General features: G+C 56.8%; 15 protein-coding genes. 6 read left to right on the top strand and 9 right to left on the bottom strand.

All coding sequences use genetic code 11. The features are described 5' to 3' along the window. The first annotated feature begins 40 nt into the window (after positions 1–40). The gene (locus tag PQU98_RS04000; protein WP_272743590.1) at positions 41–1006 is read left to right on the top strand and encodes a protein phosphatase CheZ; all 966 of its coding nucleotides are present in this window, start codon (positions 41–43) and stop codon (positions 1004–1006) included. Positions 1007–1263: 257 nt separating this feature from the next. Here PQU98_RS04000 and PQU98_RS03995 read toward each other — a convergent pair whose 3' ends face one another. Beyond that, complete coding sequence (locus PQU98_RS03995; RefSeq protein WP_272743589.1) at positions 1264–2133, bottom strand: TIGR01459 family HAD-type hydrolase; 870 nt, start codon at positions 2131–2133, stop codon at positions 1264–1266. Positions 2134–2298: 165 nt separating this feature from the next. Here PQU98_RS03995 and PQU98_RS03990 point away from each other — a divergent pair, with 165 nt between their 5' ends. After that, on the top strand, positions 2299–3162 hold the full coding sequence (locus tag PQU98_RS03990; protein WP_272743588.1) for an alpha/beta fold hydrolase: 864 nt from the start codon (positions 2299–2301) through the stop codon (positions 3160–3162). Here PQU98_RS03990 and tipF read toward each other — a convergent pair. The 7 genes from tipF to PQU98_RS03955 form a co-directional block, all read right to left on the bottom strand. Then, positions 3159–4472, bottom strand: a complete 1314-nt coding sequence (tipF, locus tag PQU98_RS03985) for a flagella assembly cyclic-di-GMP phosphodiesterase TipF (RefSeq protein WP_272743587.1) — start codon at positions 4470–4472, stop codon at positions 3159–3161. The two genes, PQU98_RS03990 and tipF, sit on opposite strands and share 4 nt — an antisense overlap. Positions 4473–4569: 97 nt before the next feature. Then, positions 4570–5064, bottom strand: coding sequence for a response regulator (locus tag PQU98_RS03980; RefSeq protein ID WP_272743586.1), 495 nt, complete (start codon positions 5062–5064; stop codon positions 4570–4572). Between the two features lie 246 nt (positions 5065–5310). Next, a complete protein-coding gene (locus PQU98_RS03975) occupies positions 5311–6171 on the bottom strand; it encodes a M23 family metallopeptidase (protein WP_272743585.1) in 861 nt (286 codons plus the stop codon). Continuing rightward, entirely contained in the window at positions 6147–6365 is a 219-nt protein-coding gene (locus PQU98_RS03970) for a DUF2093 domain-containing protein (protein ID WP_272743584.1), read from the bottom strand. Before PQU98_RS03970 ends, PQU98_RS03975 begins: the two co-directional genes overlap by 25 nt. 27 nt (positions 6366–6392) lie before the next feature. Then, entirely contained in the window at positions 6393–7904 is a 1512-nt protein-coding gene (gene xseA, locus PQU98_RS03965; RefSeq protein WP_272743583.1) for an exodeoxyribonuclease VII large subunit, read from the bottom strand. A gap of 57 nt (positions 7905–7961) precedes the next feature. Continuing rightward, positions 7962–9611 (bottom strand): pilus assembly protein TadG-related protein, encoded by a 1650-nt coding sequence (locus PQU98_RS03960; RefSeq protein ID WP_272743582.1) that lies wholly within the window; start codon positions 9609–9611, stop codon positions 7962–7964. 12 nt (positions 9612–9623) lie between these two features. Beyond that, positions 9624–9989: a TadE/TadG family type IV pilus assembly protein gene (locus PQU98_RS03955; protein WP_272743581.1), complete on the bottom strand. Its 366-nt coding sequence runs from the start codon at positions 9987–9989 to the stop codon at positions 9624–9626. Between the two features lie 316 nt (positions 9990–10305). Between PQU98_RS03955 and PQU98_RS03950 the strand changes: the two genes are divergently transcribed. The 4 genes from PQU98_RS03950 (at position 10306) to PQU98_RS03935 (ending at position 14284) form a co-directional block, all read left to right on the top strand. Further along, entirely contained in the window at positions 10306–11202 is an 897-nt protein-coding gene (locus tag PQU98_RS03950) for a pirin family protein (RefSeq protein WP_272743580.1), read from the top strand. A 1-nt stretch (position 11203) separates the two neighbouring features. Continuing rightward, a complete protein-coding gene (locus PQU98_RS03945; protein ID WP_272743578.1) occupies positions 11204–11626 on the top strand; it encodes an OsmC family protein in 423 nt (140 codons plus the stop codon). 371 nt (positions 11627–11997) lie between these two features. Beyond that, positions 11998–12234 (top strand): hypothetical protein, encoded by a 237-nt coding sequence (locus PQU98_RS03940; protein WP_272743577.1) that lies wholly within the window; start codon positions 11998–12000, stop codon positions 12232–12234. Between the two features lie 88 nt (positions 12235–12322). After that, entirely contained in the window at positions 12323–14284 is a 1962-nt protein-coding gene (locus tag PQU98_RS03935) for a M61 family metallopeptidase (RefSeq protein ID WP_272743576.1), read from the top strand. On the opposite strand, the gene PQU98_RS03930 is transcribed toward PQU98_RS03935, so the two are convergent. Next, positions 14285–15253, bottom strand: coding sequence for a calcium/sodium antiporter (locus PQU98_RS03930; RefSeq protein ID WP_272743575.1), 969 nt, complete (start codon positions 15251–15253; stop codon positions 14285–14287). It abuts the gene before it with no gap. Between the last annotated feature and the right edge of the window lie 55 nt (positions 15254–15308).

The following is a 15308-nucleotide window of genomic DNA, read 5'->3' as shown; positions in this document are numbered from 1 at the left end:
ACTACAGTAGCCTTAAACTATCATAATAACAGGTTCATAAATGGCCCAGGCATCACATAAGGCAGAGACTGACATGGACGGGTTCGACCCCGCTCTGGTTCAGGAACTTGAGCCTAAGCTTATCAATCTGATGCAGCAATCCGAGGCGCTGGTCGCTTTGATGCGTGGCTTTTTCCAGCAGCTTGATAAGCGCCGTTCCGATGAGTTCAGAATCATCGCGGGCTATATCGCCAAGGCCAAGGAAGAGATCCGTGAACTGCGCCCGCATGATTTGTCGCAAGAGCGTATCCCCACTGCGGGGGCCGAGCTTGAGGCCATTACCCGCGACACGGAAAACGCCACCCACACGATCATGAACTGCGCTGAAGCCATGATGGGATTTTCTATTGATGATCCTAAAGCCTACAAGGCCGCGGTCGATGACGAAGTGATGAAAATCTTTGAAGCGTGCAGCTTTCAGGACATCACGGGTCAGCGCGTCTCCAAGGTTGTCAATGTCCTGAAACAGATCGAGGACCGCGTCACGCGTCTGGCCGATAAGCTGGGCATCGAGGACAAGAGTGTTGAGTTGACCGAGCGTGAAAAGCGCGACCGTGATCTGCTGCTCAATGGTCCGGCAATCGGTGGGCCTGAGACCCAGCAGGACTCGATTGATGCCCTGTTTGACGGTGGTTTTGATAGCTTTGACGCGGTAGAAGCTGCACCTGCACCTGCACCTGCACCTGTGGCAAAAGCCCCGGAGCCTAAACCAGAGCCTAAACCAGAACCGGCCCCAGCTCCAGTCCCAGTACCGCAACCGGCACCTGCGGCGAAAGCTCCGGAACCAAAACCAGAGCCTAAACCTGAACCGGCGCCAGCCCCAAAACCCGCCCCACCGGCGCCAGCCCCTGCGCCTGTGGCCGAGGAAAGCAATTCTCAGGATGATATCGACGCCATGTTCGACATGAGCCCCGAAGACCTGAACAAGACGAACTCACAGGACGATATCGACGCCCTGTTTGATTAACCAAGCGCATCCCAAAAAGTGTGCAGCGGTTTTTGGATCAGATGCGCGACAAAATAAATAAGCAAATAAAGTCAGACGAAGATCTGGTGATGGTGAAAAACCGGCCGCGAATCCCCTCGCGGCCGGTTTTTTATGTCCTTAGAACCTCCCCTGATTTCAGGGGAGGGTGGCAGACGATCCTTTAGGTTCGGATGACGGGTGGGGTTAATAGCGGCGGGTTTAATCCCCATCCGGTTAAAGCCGGGGCGGGAAGTGTATTACGCCAACTCTGCCGCCACATACTTCGCCTGAGCGTTCTGGGATTGCAGCACGGCGGTCAGAAGATGCGGATCCAGCTTGCCGTCTGCACCTGTGGCTTCAACAGCGTGAATACCGGCGGCGATGAACAGAAGGTCGAGGTTCTGCGCATTGGCCCCCAGCACATCGGTCGGCAGACCATCACCAATCGCCAGAATGCGTGACTTATCCACCGCTTTGCCGGTCAGGTTTTCGAGCGCGGCATAGCACAGGTCATAGATCGGCGGATAGGGCTTACCGGCCATGATGACCTCACCACCCAGCGCCGTATAAAGATCAGCCAGCGATCCGGCGCACAGGATGATCTTATCGCCGCGCTGAACGATGCGGTCGGGGTTGGCGCAGATCAGCGGAATGCCGCGTTTGGCGGCGATCTCGAAATCAGCGCGGTACTGCTCGATCGTGTCGCTCTCGTCGTTGAACAGACCGGTACAGGAAATAAAGGCGGCGGTTTGCGGCGTGCCGCTACGGTCAAGATCAAGGCCGGTATAGAGGTGGTCATCGCGCTCAGGCCCAACGATCCAGGCCGACCCCAGCGGAGCGTACTGGCTCAAAAACGTGCGGGTAGCATCTCCGGAGGAGACAATGGCGCTGTAGGCATCTTCAAAAACGCCCAGTTCGGCCAGTTGCGCGGCCAGCCCGTCATTGGGGCGCGGCGAATTGGAGATTAGTACGACCGGCCCGACCGTGGCCTTAAAGGTTTTCAGTGCCGCATAGGCCGCCGGAAAATGCCATTTACCGTTATGGATCACCCCCCAGATATCGCAAAACACAGCGTCATAGCGGTTGGATACCGAGGCAAGCGACGTAATCAATTCAGGGGAGGGCATTCGGGCACCTTTAATTGTTCAGCAGCCTTTTAGCGTGTGTGACCAATGAGGCAAGGGCAAGGATTTGAAAAAGCGAATAAATGATCTGACGACAACTGAATAACTCTATCGGATTTGGGCAGAGTATGAAAAAACTGCGGGATAAAGGGCGGATCGGAGGGGGATATGCGCAGCTATAAGATACGGGCAAACAATCTGGAGTTTACCGTCGATGAAGCCGGTGAAGGCGACAATGTCATTTTGCTGTTGCACGGATTTCCGCAAAGCCGCGTGGCATGGACCCCGCTTATGTCGTCATTGGCCAGAACTGGATGGAGAATCGTCGCCCCGGACATGCGCGGTTACGGGGATACGGAACGCCCGTCGCGTCTTAAGGATTATCGCATAGAAGCCTTGACCGGGGATGTAATCGGGCTATTTGACGCTCTCAATGCCAGACGGCGTATTGTCGTCGGCCATGATTGGGGCGGTGTTATTGCCTGGCGTACGGCCTTGGATCATGCCGATAAAATTGATGGACTTACCGTCATTAACGCGCCGCATCCCATTATATTCGACAATTTGCTTAAATCGGGTCTGAAACAAAGACTGCGATCACTCTATGTATTATTTTTCTTGTTACCTTTATTGCCGGAATGGCAGGTTACGCGCCGACGTGGGCAGGGGTTGGTGAATACCTTGAGGCGGCAGTCATCCGGGTTCAGCGATGAGGCTCTGGCGGTATATGCCCGTAATATTTGCACCTCTGGTGCGGCCACAGCGATGATCAACTATTACCGGGCGAACGTAACGCGACTGGTAGCCCCCTATATGCGCAAGTCTTTGCAGGTTCCGGTTCTTATGCTGTGGGGCATGAACGACCCTTTCCTTGACAAAGCGCTGACCAGGGGAAACGATGCCTTAGTTGATGACTTCACCCTGATGCCGTTAGAAGACATTTCCCATTGGGTGCTGGAGGAAGCGCCCGATACGGTTGTCGACGCTATTCAACAATGGGGCCGTGCAAAAGATATAATGACAGCGCTCTAAGCCCGGCGGCGCAGGGGCGGCAGGGTCGAGCGGGCAAAGCCAGCGGGCGGGGCGGTTTCCAGCAAGACCTGCTCCTTAATGGCGCGCGGCTCACCAAACAGATGGCCCTGACCATAGCCGACATCGGCTTCGAGTACGTCGACAACCTGACGCTCAGACTCGATCTTTTCAGCAATGACTTCTATGCCGTAACGCGCCAGCAGCGAGGCATAATCACCGGCGTGAATATCTTTGAGGAACTTCATGGCCGGGCGGCCGTCAATGTCGAGCAGTTGCTCCATCAACAGCTTGGCCGAAATCTTGACAAAGCGCACGTCTGAGCGTTGCAGGTCATGAACATCGAAATCAATTGTCGTGACCTTATCGATCGAGAAGCGGAAGCCCAGATCGGCCAGCTTGGCCATATTGCGCGCTTCGGCAGATCCACGCGCGATAAAGGCGTCCTGGCCCAGTTCAAAGATCAGCGCGCCGGACAGGTCGCGGTTTTCCTTAAGGAACTCCAGAAACTGCGGGAAAAAGCTGTCGTCTCGCAGGGTCGAGAGCGAAATATTGCAGAAAATACCGATACGGCGGTCGTTCTTGGCCAGTTTGCGCACGATCTGCACGCAGCGGAACAGCAGCAGATTGTCAATTGACGGCAACAAACCTTCGGGCTCGGCCACGGTCAGATATTCCGCCGGCATCATCACACGGCCGGTCTCATCGCGCAGACGGGAAAAGCTTTCGTAAAATACCGTCTTACGCTGCGGCAGGGACACGACCGGTTGCAGATAGAGATCAACGCGGTTCTCAATCAGGGCCTCACGCACCGTCTCGATCAGGGCTATGGCCTGCTGCTCCCGGCGCGACATCTGGCGCACGGCTTCGGCGGCATTGGGGCCGCGCCCATAGCTTGGCTGCGCGGGCGCCGGGGTGCGGTTTTGCCATTCGTTCAGGCGATCCTCGATGCTTTCGCCCAGCTTAAGCACCAGCCCTTCCAGCATCTTGACCTCACTGGTCAATTCTTCGGTGCGGGTAGTGCGCTGGTGTTGCACACTGTCGGCCAGATCGAGCATGTCTTTTTGGGTGGCGTCAATGGCTTCGACCATCAGGCGGTGGGCTTCGCGCACCCGGTCGATATCCTTATCGATACGGGCGGCCATCAGCTTTTGGCCCACAAACACATGAAAGCCCGTACACAGGCCCATAGTGCCCAGAAAGGCCGCCACGCACGCCCCGCCGTCAGACCCGCCGCGCCACAACAGGGCGGCAATGGTCAGCGACAAAAAGAAATAGGTGCCCAGCAGCAGGGCAGGGGTGGCTCTGGCCATAAACGCGCGTTCCCGAAGAATCACTAATATGCTTAATGCGCACTATGGGGTGATTTTCCGCAGACGCAAAGGCCAGCGTTAACTTTTAAAGCGGGCTCTAAAACATGCCGTCGGTATTGCGCCGGAACGGACCGTTGTAACCGGTGTCGGTCTTTCGCCGGCGATCCGGCCCGAAATAGGTTGAACAGCGGATAAACGGGCGCGGACGCATGATGATGTTGTCCAGCCGCCCGAGCAGGGCGCGCGCCGTCAGCGGCTTGACCACAAACTCATTAACACCGGCGTCGCGCGCTTCCATCACGCGGCTTTTCTCGGAATGGCCGGTGATCATCACGACCGGCAGATAGGGGTTGGGACTGTCACTGGAATTACGCAGCATACGGGTAAATTCAACCCCGTCGATCGGCTGCATATTGAAGTCGACCAGAGCAATATCGGCATCATATTGGCGCAGAATTTCAAGCGCTTCGGCGCCGTCGCGGGCCTCACGGATGTGGCGCAGACCTGTGCCTTTGAGGATGGCCATGACGATGGAGCGCATGTGCTGATTGTCTTCGACCAGCAAAAGTTTCAAAGCGCCGTAATCTGTCATAACACGCAAGTTCCAACTGCCGTACAGGCGATACTAAGATAATCGTGAAAGTATGGGTACGCTGTTACTTTAAGCTTTTGGCGACCGTTCGTTTTGAAGACTCAGGGCTGCGTGCATCGCAAGCGGTTAAGCAAAACCGCGCCAAATATCAAGCCTTTGGTTCCCGAAAACCAGAATTTAAATATGAAAAGTGATCACGCTTTTTTAAGGGGTGTCACAATCTGCTATCCTAAGGTGTTGTGGCGCTTAACCGACGACTATCAGGCTGGGGTCAAGCGCCCGGTCACGCCATTTGAGTCGCCAGCACAGGTGCGGGCCGGTGGCGCGGCCCTTGGCGCCGACATAGCCGATCAACTGACCTTTCGGGACAAGCTGGCCTTTGGCGGCAAACAGTTGCGACAGGTGCAGGTACATGGAAATCACCCCCTGACCGTGATCAATCAGGATCAAGCCGCCCTCAAAGTGCAGGTCGGGTTCAGCCAGCACCACCCTGCCGGTCTGAGGGGCGTGAACCGGCGTGCCGACGGGGGCGGCCATGTCATAGCCATAATGAGGTCGCGACGGGGTGCCGTTTAAGATGCGCTGATTACCGAAGGTGCCCGACACGCGGTAGATATCCAGCGGCCAAGAAAACCCGTCGCGGAACCAGTCGGCGTCTTCGCGGTGGGCAAAGGCTTCGTTCTTGAGCGCGACCTCGGCGGCGATGCGCTCCAGCAAAGCCGGATCGGTCGGCGTGACCGTGCTTTGCGGCAGGCCATCGACGCGCTGAACCTCATAGCGGGTGGGATAGATTTCGCAGGTCGTCTTTTGGTACTGGCCCGGCACCGGGCCCTTGATCTCAATCAGGCAGTGTGGCGGACTGTCACGATCAAACCCGATAAAAAAGCTGCCGATATCAGAGGCTTTCGTGCGCCATTCGCCGTCCACCCAGACATCGGCGTGGGGATCGGCCTGGCCTATGGCATAGCCGCCCTGACGGAATCGGCCACGAAGGTTTAAGGTGCGTGGGATCAGGGGCACCGCATAGGCGGGCGCTGCCGCAAGGCCGATCAGGCCCGCGGCTTTTAATAAATGTCTGCGATTCAGCGCTGGTTCAGGTCTTTCCATCGGGCCGTGGCTTCTTCAGGGCCGGCAAAGGCTTCCTGAGTGGTGGGGTTCCAGTAGCGCAGGGCCTCCAGCGGGATGTGCTTACCCGACACGGCGCAAATGACGAACTTGCCCGGCTTCATGACGACATATTCGCCGTCGCCGTAATGCAATACGGCCTGATCGGGCAGGGGAGGTTTGGTGTGCATATTCATGATCGTAATATAGGGGTAGATGGCGGCCTAAAACAAGCTCCCCTGATCCGAAGAGGGCGGCGGTGTGACTTTTTTGGGCGTGGGCTTGGAGGTGGGTGGCGTTTGCGGGGGCGCATCGGTGGTGGCGACCACATCGACGACGCCGTCTTTGAAATGCAGCTCCAGCGCATCGTTGGTCGTCACGGCGGCGGCTGACGCTACCAGAGCCCCGTCCTTACGATGCACGCGGGCAAATCCGAGATTAAGCGGCCGGTCAGGGTTCAGGCTCTGGCGCAATTGCTCAAGGGACAACAGGCGGTCGCAGCGTTGTTTTAACTGGCGTTGCACGGCGTCATCCATACGCTGTGTCAATGCGGGCAGGCGGGCATGACTTTCGGCCTGAGCCACGCGGCGGGTGAGGGCGGCCAGGGCGCGGTTTGATAACTGTGTCACCTGATCGGCTTTGAGCGACTGCGGGCGGGCCAGCAGGGCCGGATTAAACCGCCCCGCTACCCGCACAAGTGCGGTTTCATGCAAATTGAGGTTTTTGGACAGACCGCCGCCCAGACGATGGCCAATATAATCAAGTCGTTGCTGAGCTGAATTGATCAGATCCTGCGGCTTGGGCAGGGCGCGGCTCAACAGGGCCACCCGTTCACGGCGGCTTTCCATAGATCGCCCGAAGGTGCCGACGCGGCGGCGTTCCAGATCAAGCAGAAAACCTTTCAGTTCGCTCAACACCGGCGTCGCCATTTCCGCAGCCCCTGTGGGGGTCGGCGCGCGCCGGTCGGAAACGAAATCGATCAGGGTGGTGTCGGTCTCATGCCCTACGGCCGAGATAATCGGTATGGGGCAGGCGGCAACGGCACGCGCCAAAGCTTCATCATTAAACGGCCACAAATCTTCGACCGAGCCACCGCCGCGGGCGATGATCAGCACGTCAGGTTTGGGCGCTTCGCCGCTCTCGAACCCCTTGATAGCGCGGATCACCTGACTGGGTGCTGCATCGCCCTGAACCACCACCGGCCAGACCATGACCCGGCACGGCCAGCGATCGCGGATGCGGTGCAGAATGTCGCGGATGACCGCACCGGTGGGGGAGGTAATAACGCCAATGGTTTTGGGGGCGAACGGCAGCGGCTTTTTTCGCGCCGGATCGAACAGGCCCTCGGCATGCAGTCTGGCTTTCAGGCGTTCAAGCTGGGCCAAAAGCGCGCCCATGCCGGCGGCCTCTAACGATTCAATGACGATCTGGTATTTGGATGAGGCCGGAAAGGTGGTGATCTTACCGGTCACTATGACCTCAAGGCCCATTTCCGGCTGGGCTTTCAGGCGGCTGACATTGCCTTTCCAAATGACGCCGTCGATGGCGGCACGGTCGTCCTTGAGCGTCAGATAGACATGGCCAGACGAATGGCGCGTGACCTTGGAAATTTCGGCTCGCACCCGCACATGGTCGTAGGTCGTCTCCAGGGTGCGTTTCAGGGCACCGGCCAGTTCGGACACCGAATAGGGGGCGGCATTAGTCGATTCGGTCGGAGAGAGAAGGTCGTTAGGCATGACCACTGTTTATTCTGCGTCGAACGGGCTGTCTATATGAAGGATGGTGACCTCAAATCAGCCCACCAATGCCGCCCCCGAACACCGAAGACCGTGGACCTGAACATCGGCTTCGCCCAGACCAATGCCGAGCGTACCCAGCAGCGCGTTGAGCACCCCATCGATCAGCGGGGCTGCAAAGCTCAGCAGCGATCCGATGGCCGACACCGCGGGGCCGACCTTGATCTTGATGCCGGCCAAAATGACCGTCAGATCGACCTTATCGACCAGAGATTGGGTAAGGCTCTGGACGGCATCATCGGTTTTGACGGTCTTGATGGTGTGGTTGTTGATATCGTCTGCCGTGAACGCTTGCGATTTCCACGTCTCGCCGCCCAGCTTGACCTGCGCCTTGGCGGTGGCGCTGATGACGGGCAGGCCAAGGGCGCTGATATTGACCAGGGTAGCGTCACTGACCGTCAGGGTTTTCTTGAAATTGTTGAGATCAGCGGTGTTGATTTCGCCGATATTGACCTGACCGATGCTGGGGCGAACGCTTAGGGTCACACTTTTTGAGCCGGTGCAGGTGATCCCGGCCAGTTTCGCTTCACCTGACGCCAGTTCGACAAAGACCGGCAGTTTCAATGCCTTGACACCCAACGCGCTTAGGACCGATCCGACCCCGCCGATGGAGGCTTCGACATAAAGCCGGGTCTGGGCCGTGCGGATAATGGGCTCGCCGGTACGGGTGACGGTGATCCACGGCGATTTATTGGGCCGCTCACCTATGGCCAGCCAGACCTTGAGGGCGCTTAAACTCGGCACCTCAGACGACAGATTAAGCTCAACCTGCCGGTTTTTATTGGCCGTGGTCAGCATGGCGTTCACCAGCGACAGGGAATCGACCGAAACGCCTGAGTCCGGCCCGCCTTTGATATAGTCCTGATCGCCGTAAACCCCCGGATCGATCAGGTCGTTCAGCTTGATTTTAGTGTCTTTGATGTTGGTCGCCGCCAGAACCTTAAGCGGGCCGCGGGCATTGAGATCGACCTCATCGGCCAGCAGGTTGAGCGCGTCACCCAGTTCCACCTCGGCGTTCAGGGTGTCATCGAAACTGACGGTATCCACCGTGACCGTTTCATGCAGAGCGCTGACGTAACTGAGCAGGTCGATGCGCGCGCCAGCCAGATGATTGTAATCCATCACAGTCAAACTGACGCTGGAACCGGTCAGGCCGCTGAGCAGGCTGTTGAGCAAACCGCCATTGAGTGAAGCTAGCCGTGAGCCGATGCTGAATGCGGCCAGTTGCGTCTGACTGGCGGTCGCCGTGCGCCTGATGGTGATGGAGGGTTTATCCAGCAGCACCTGCCCGAAATAGAGCGGGGCCTGCGCGGTCAGGGTAACTCGGGCGGCATTGGCCGAGGTCAGGGCCGTGGCAGTAAAGCGGTTATCGTGGCTGAGGGCCTGATCATACTGGCCAATTTCGGTGACGGTGGTGATGCCCGCAGCATTGGCGGCGACGGTGGCGGACGCGGCGGCTTCGGCACGGCTGAGGTCGGCGGCGGCGCTCATAGCGGCCAGATCGGCGGCCCCCTGAAGCTTACGGGTGTGAAGAAATATCGAGCCGACATCGACCGCCAGTGCCGCCAGACAAATCACCATGCTCATCGACAGGGCCATGATGATGGCCGAAGCGCCGCGTTCGTCGGTTAAGAAGCGGCGGAGCATGGTGGTCGCCTTTTAATAGCCGCCGCGGGCGACGGCGGCGGTGCGGGTGATGGTTGTGGGCATGCCGGGCAGGGCACCGATCAGCTCAAAACTGCCGCTATCCGGGGTAAAGGTAATGGTAACCTGATAGGTGTTGGCTTGCTCGTTGAGGTTGATTGATAGCTCGCCGGGGGTCATGAAGTCATATTCTGATTTTTGGGCATCGAACATGGATTGGGCGAGGCTTAGCCGTTCCGGCGCGGTCGTCCCGGCAATAGCGGCGCGGGCGGAATCATTGGCCATCTGCTGGACGGCATGGGAGGTCCAGAAATAGCCGCCATAGTCGACAATCCCTGCTAACATAAGGATCAGGATCGGGCTGATCAGGGCAAATTCCACGGCGGTGGCGGCGTTTGTGTTGCGTGCAAAATGCCGGAAAAATGAGGTTCGAGAAAAGCGCGTCCAAGGCTTTGGTCTGCGGCGGGGCCCGGACGCGCTCTTCGCTTCTGAGATGTCATTTATGATACGTCTCATGCAACCATAGATAGTGATTTTTGATTAATGTGAGGTTAATGCCGGTGTTTTTTGATGTTGCGCTCAAAAAAATATTTCGGCCGAAAATGAAATTATGAAGTGCCCCCATATTTCAGGGTGACGTTAATCCTGAATAATCATAGGTTCCGTTTGGTATAACCCCAGCTTTTAAGAGGTAATCATGTCTGCCGAAGACTCAGGTGTGACCGATAGCGTTATTGATATGATTGTGCCGCCGCGTGCCAAGGATCTGGGCGGGTTTCAGGTGCGTCGGCTGCTACCGTTTGCCAAACGGCGCATGGTCGGGCCGTGGATATTTTTTGACCACATGGGGCCGGTTGATTTTGCACCGGGCGCCGGATCTAACGTCCGGCCGCATCCGCACATCAATCTGGCGACCGTGACCTATCTGTTTGAAGGGGCGATCCTGCACCGCGATTCGGTGGGGTCGGTCGCAACGATCGTGCCGGGGGATATCAATCTGATGGTGGCGGGGCGCGGTATTGTCCATTCCGAACGCGAAGTCCCCGAAACCCTGGATCAGCCGCGTCGCATGCACGGCCTGCAACTGTGGCTGGCCCTGCCCGAAGCGGATGAGGAAACCGATCCGGTCTTTTTTCATTACGACAGCGCTGATTTACCGAAAACCGAGGTTGCCAGCGTGCCGGTGCGCGTGATGATGGGGCAGGCGTTTGGTGTCACATCGCCCGTCAAGACCTATTCCCCGACCCTCTATGCCGAGGCGGCCCTTACAGCCGGTCAAACCCTTGATCTGCCGGAGGGGGTGGATGAGATGGCGGTTTATGTCGCGGCAGGAACCGTGTCAGTTGACGGTGTTCCGGTCGATGAATTCCACATGGCGATCCTTAAGCGCGGAGCGACGGCAGCCCTGACCGCGACGACGGATGCCCGCATTGCCATTATTGGCGGTGAGGGCATGAATGAGCGCCATATCTACTGGAACTTTATCTCTTCGCGCCCTGAGCGGATCGAGCAGGCCAAGGCCGACTGGAAAGCCGGTCGGTTCCCCAAGGTGCCCGGTGACGAGATCGAATTCATCCCATTACCGGAAAACTGATATGACTAAAGTTCGCATATATGAGACCCACGCCAGTACCTACAGCGTTGCCATTGAGGTCGGCGCCCATAGCCTGATCGGTGATGAGCCGGCCGATAAGGGCGGGCTTGATCTGGGGCCGTCGCCCTATGATCTTTTGACCTCAGCTTTAGGCGAATGTACGGCCATGACCGTGCGCTGGTATGCCCGCAGTCAGGGCTGGCCGGTTGATCAGATTGAGGTGCGTGTCGCCCACGAAAAGCGCGGGCGGCAGGATGTGTTCACCAAATCCGTGCATATTACGGGTGATCTTTTGACGGATGAACAGCGCTTAAAGCTGATCGAGGTTGCGTCCAAATGTCCGGTTCAGCGCACGTTGCTGGCGTCGGATACGGCGATCGAGACGGTGCCCGATATTGATATACCGGCGCAAAATCGGGCCTGACGTCCGGTAAAATCCCCGTTTCAAGTATATCCGTAAGCATAGAGGCAGGTGCCCATCTCTATGCCATACGGGATGCGTTTAGACTTCAAAACCGAATTTTTACTAAAAATTTACAAGTCTTAACTCATTTTCTTTGTCATTTTTAACGGATTTGTCAAAAAAATAACAATCTGAAATTAAACGATAAAATTGCAAAATTAATCATTTCTTTACCTTTTGGGGGTGGGTTTAAGTAAAAATTTTGACCGCTGTGTTTATTTTTTGCTTTTCATTAGGGTTAATATGCGCTTTATTGCCTCATAGGCGAAAAACGCGCCGGATTCCTCCCTCGGTAGGTGCCGAGACCGGTAACAAGTATAAGAGTTAAACCCATGTATGAGAAAAAAGTCCTGAATGGTTATGTCTTAGGTGGCTATGCTTGCGCCTTTGCCTTTAGCCTTGTGGTCTGGGGTCTGCTTTTGTTTCAGGTCACGAAGTTTGACTTGCCGTTTGATGGCACCTTCAATGCGTCCATGGCTGACGCCAGTGTAAGCCTTCGTCATGAGCCAGTTCGCGGTGAAATGATTACCCGCGATACGCGCCTGCGGGCTGTGCCATCGGCGGGTTAAGCCGTTTCATTTGTAATTTTTAGGGCTTTACAAACCCGAACCGCTTTTCAATAGTGTCGTCTTTGCGTTGGTTAAGCAGGGCGTCTCTATGAAAAAGTGGGTTTCGGCGGCTAGGTTCAGCACGTCAGTGAGTTTGGTTTTGGCCGCCTTAATGGCCTCCGGCGCAATGGCGGAAACCCGGGACGCACCGCCTTATCAGGCCCCCGCAACCCCCGCCATTCCCGCCGCCCGCGATATTGCCTATACCGGTATGCTGAAGGTGTCGGTTGATGCCACCGATCTGGATCACCGCCGCTGGGTGGTGCGTCAGGTCGTGCCGGTGGATAAGGCTGGTGAGATGGTGCTGATGACGCCGCTGTGGTTGCCGGGTAAGCACTCGGCCCAGAAGTTTGCCGATAAGATTGCCAATGTCCGCTTTAGTGCAAACGGGCAGCCCCTGACATGGTTGCGTGATCCGGTGGCGGTCAATGCGTTCCGCTTTACGGTGCCGGATGGCGTGACCGAAGTGGTGGCCGAGTTTGAATATCTGGCACCCATGACTTCAACCGCGGGACGGGTGGTGCAGACCGACCTGATGGCCAATTTTCAGTGGGAACTGGCGTCCATGTATCCGGCCGGATATTTCACCAGCCGTATTCCGGTGCAACTGACTCTGAAGCTGCCGCAGGGCTGGTCTCATGCCAGCGCTTTGGAAGTGGAATCGACGGGCGCGGACAACACCGTCACCTTCAAACCGATCTCCTATGATAACTTCATCGACTCACCGATGTTTGCCGGCAAATATTATAAGCAGTGGGATCTGACACCTAAGGGCAAAAAGCCGGTTCGCCTCAATGTCTTTGCCGATAAGCCCGACTATCTGGAGGCCAAACCCGAAGTCATCGACCTGCATCGCAAGATGGTGGATCAGTCGGTTAAGCTGTTCAAATCTGAACATTATGACCACTATGACTTTTTGGTGCATCTGTCGGAAGAACTGGGCGATATTGGCTTAGAGCATCACCGCTCATCCGAAAACGGCCACGATATCAAGTATTTTACCGACTGGGCCAATGGCTACATCGGCCGTGATCTGCTGGCCCATGAATTTACCCACTCCTGGGACGGCAAGTTCCGGCGCGGGGCCGATCTTTATACGCCCGATTTTCAGGAACCGATGCGCGGTAGCCTGTTGTGGGTCTATGAAGGTCAGACCCAGTATTGGGGCTATATGCTGACGGCACGTTCGGGCATGTTCACTAAGGAACAAACGCGAGAAGCCATCGCCCTGATCGCCGCCATCTATGACAATTTCAAGGGCACGGAGTGGCGCCCGACGGTGGATACCACCAATGATCCGGTGATCTCCAGCCGCGCGCCTAAAAACTGGCTGTCGATGCAGCGCTCCGAAGATTATTACAATGTCGGCCTGCTGATATGGCTGGATGCCGATACCCTGATCCGCGAAAAGACTGGCAACAAGAAGTCGCTGGATGATTTTGCCGGTAAGTTCTTTGGTATAAAGGACGGTTCATGGGTGGTGGATACCTATGAGTTCAAAGAGGTCGTGGATACGCTCAACAGCGTCTATGCCTATGACTGGGATACCTTCCTGAAAGACCGCCTCTATAAGCCGATGAAGGGCGCGCCGCTCGATGGCCTTGAGCGCGGCGGCTATAAGCTGGTCTACAGTGCAACGCCGACCGACTGGATCAAGTCGCGTGAGAAGGTGCAGAAAAATACTGATCTGAGCTATTCTTTGGGCCTCACGCTCAATACGGCGGGTGATATTACCGCGACCCTCTGGGACGGTCCGGCGTTCAAGGCCGGTCTGGGGCAGGGCATGTCGGTGGTGGCCGTGAACGGCGTGGCCTATGAGGCCGATGGTATCAAGTCAGCGGTGACAGACGCGGCAAAACCAGACGGTAAGCCGATCGAGCTGCTGATCAAAAAGGGCAAAAACTATCGTACGGTGACGCTCGACTATAAGGGCGGCCTGCGTTATCCGCGCCTTGAGCGCATTGCGGGCAAACCGGCCTATCTCGACGATATCCTGACCGAGAAGAAGTAGTCAGATCATAAACAGAAACGCCATGTAACTGGCATAGGCCGCCAAAAAGCCCAGCGCGATCAGGCGGCCTATTTTGCCGAAGATGTAGATGCACAGTCCGGCCAATACGGCGACGCCCAAGGCAATCGGGATATCGACCTGTGTAAACCGCGCGTCGATGGCAATTGGTGCGACCAGTGCTGTCAGGCCCAGAATGGCCAGTATATTGAAAATGCATGAGCCGATGAGATTGCCCAAAGCCATATCGCTTTGGCGCTTAAACGCTGCGATCATGGTTACGGTAAGTTCGGGCAGGGAGGTGCCGACCGCCACGAGGGTCAGGCCGATTACCCCTTCGCTGACGCCAAAGCTGCGGGCGATATTGGTAGCGCCTTTAACGAGGCTGTCAGCGCCGACCACCAGCGCCAATAGCCCCAGAGATACCCAGGCCATCGCCATGAAGATGCCTAACTCAGCCGGGTTGTCCTGAGTCGAAGGTTCCTGCTCCGGGTTGCCACGTTCCAACACGTAAACCACCACCAGATAAGTGATAAGGCAGCCCAGCATGATCTGGGCATCCAGCCGGTCAATGCCGCCGCGATAGGCCAGTACCAGAAGGCCGATGGTGGCGACAATCATGACCGCCACATCGCGTTGGATGCTGGCGCTTTTGCTGTCCATCGGATAGATCAGCGCGCCCACGCCCATGATAAGTAAAATATTGGCGATGTTGGAACCAACCACGTTCCCAACCACAATATCGGGGGTATCTTTCAGCGCCGCCTGAAGGCTGACCATCAGTTCCGGCATGGAGGTGCCAAAACCCACGACCGTCAGACCGATAATCAGGTTTGACAGCTTAAGCCTGCGCGCCAGAGCGGTGGCACCGCGCACCAGGCCTTCGCCACCGATAAACAGGAACGCAAGGCCTGCCATCACCCACACATAATCAAGCTGCGCGATTACCCAGTTGGCTCCGGTATTCAACACCTTATTACCCCCTCGCGCTGCCGTAACAATAGTAAGGGGTATTGCGCGTGTTTTG

The sequence above is a fragment of the Asticcacaulis machinosus genome (assembly GCF_028550435.1).
GTDB lineage: Bacteria > Pseudomonadota > Alphaproteobacteria > Caulobacterales > Caulobacteraceae > Asticcacaulis > Asticcacaulis machinosus.
This window is presented reverse-complemented; position numbering and strand designations above follow the sequence as displayed.

Bases quoted from the DNA above. Each gene is read 5' to 3' on its own strand.
- PQU98_RS04000 (WP_272743590.1), top strand. From the start codon at position 41: ATGGCCCAGGCATCACATAAGGCAGAGACTGACATGGACGGGTTCGAC.
- PQU98_RS03995 (WP_272743589.1), bottom strand. From the start codon at position 2,133: ATGCCCTCCCCTGAATTGATTACGTCGCTTGCCTCGGTATCCAACCGC.
- PQU98_RS03990 (WP_272743588.1), top strand. From the start codon at position 2,299: ATGCGCAGCTATAAGATACGGGCAAACAATCTGGAGTTTACCGTCGAT.
- tipF (WP_272743587.1), bottom strand. From the start codon at position 4,472: ATGGCCAGAGCCACCCCTGCCCTGCTGCTGGGCACCTATTTCTTTTTG.
- PQU98_RS03980 (WP_272743586.1), bottom strand. From the start codon at position 5,064: ATGACAGATTACGGCGCTTTGAAACTTTTGCTGGTCGAAGACAATCAG.
- PQU98_RS03975 (WP_272743585.1), bottom strand. From the start codon at position 6,171: ATGGAAAGACCTGAACCAGCGCTGAATCGCAGACATTTATTAAAAGCC.
- PQU98_RS03970 (WP_272743584.1), bottom strand. From the start codon at position 6,365: ATGAATATGCACACCAAACCTCCCCTGCCCGATCAGGCCGTATTGCAT.
- xseA (WP_272743583.1), bottom strand. From the start codon at position 7,904: ATGCCTAACGACCTTCTCTCTCCGACCGAATCGACTAATGCCGCCCCC.
- PQU98_RS03960 (WP_272743582.1), bottom strand. From the start codon at position 9,611: ATGCTCCGCCGCTTCTTAACCGACGAACGCGGCGCTTCGGCCATCATC.
- PQU98_RS03950 (WP_272743580.1), top strand. From the start codon at position 10,306: ATGTCTGCCGAAGACTCAGGTGTGACCGATAGCGTTATTGATATGATT.
- PQU98_RS03945 (WP_272743578.1), top strand. From the start codon at position 11,204: ATGACTAAAGTTCGCATATATGAGACCCACGCCAGTACCTACAGCGTT.
- PQU98_RS03940 (WP_272743577.1), top strand. From the start codon at position 11,998: ATGTATGAGAAAAAAGTCCTGAATGGTTATGTCTTAGGTGGCTATGCT.
- PQU98_RS03935 (WP_272743576.1), top strand. From the start codon at position 12,323: ATGAAAAAGTGGGTTTCGGCGGCTAGGTTCAGCACGTCAGTGAGTTTG.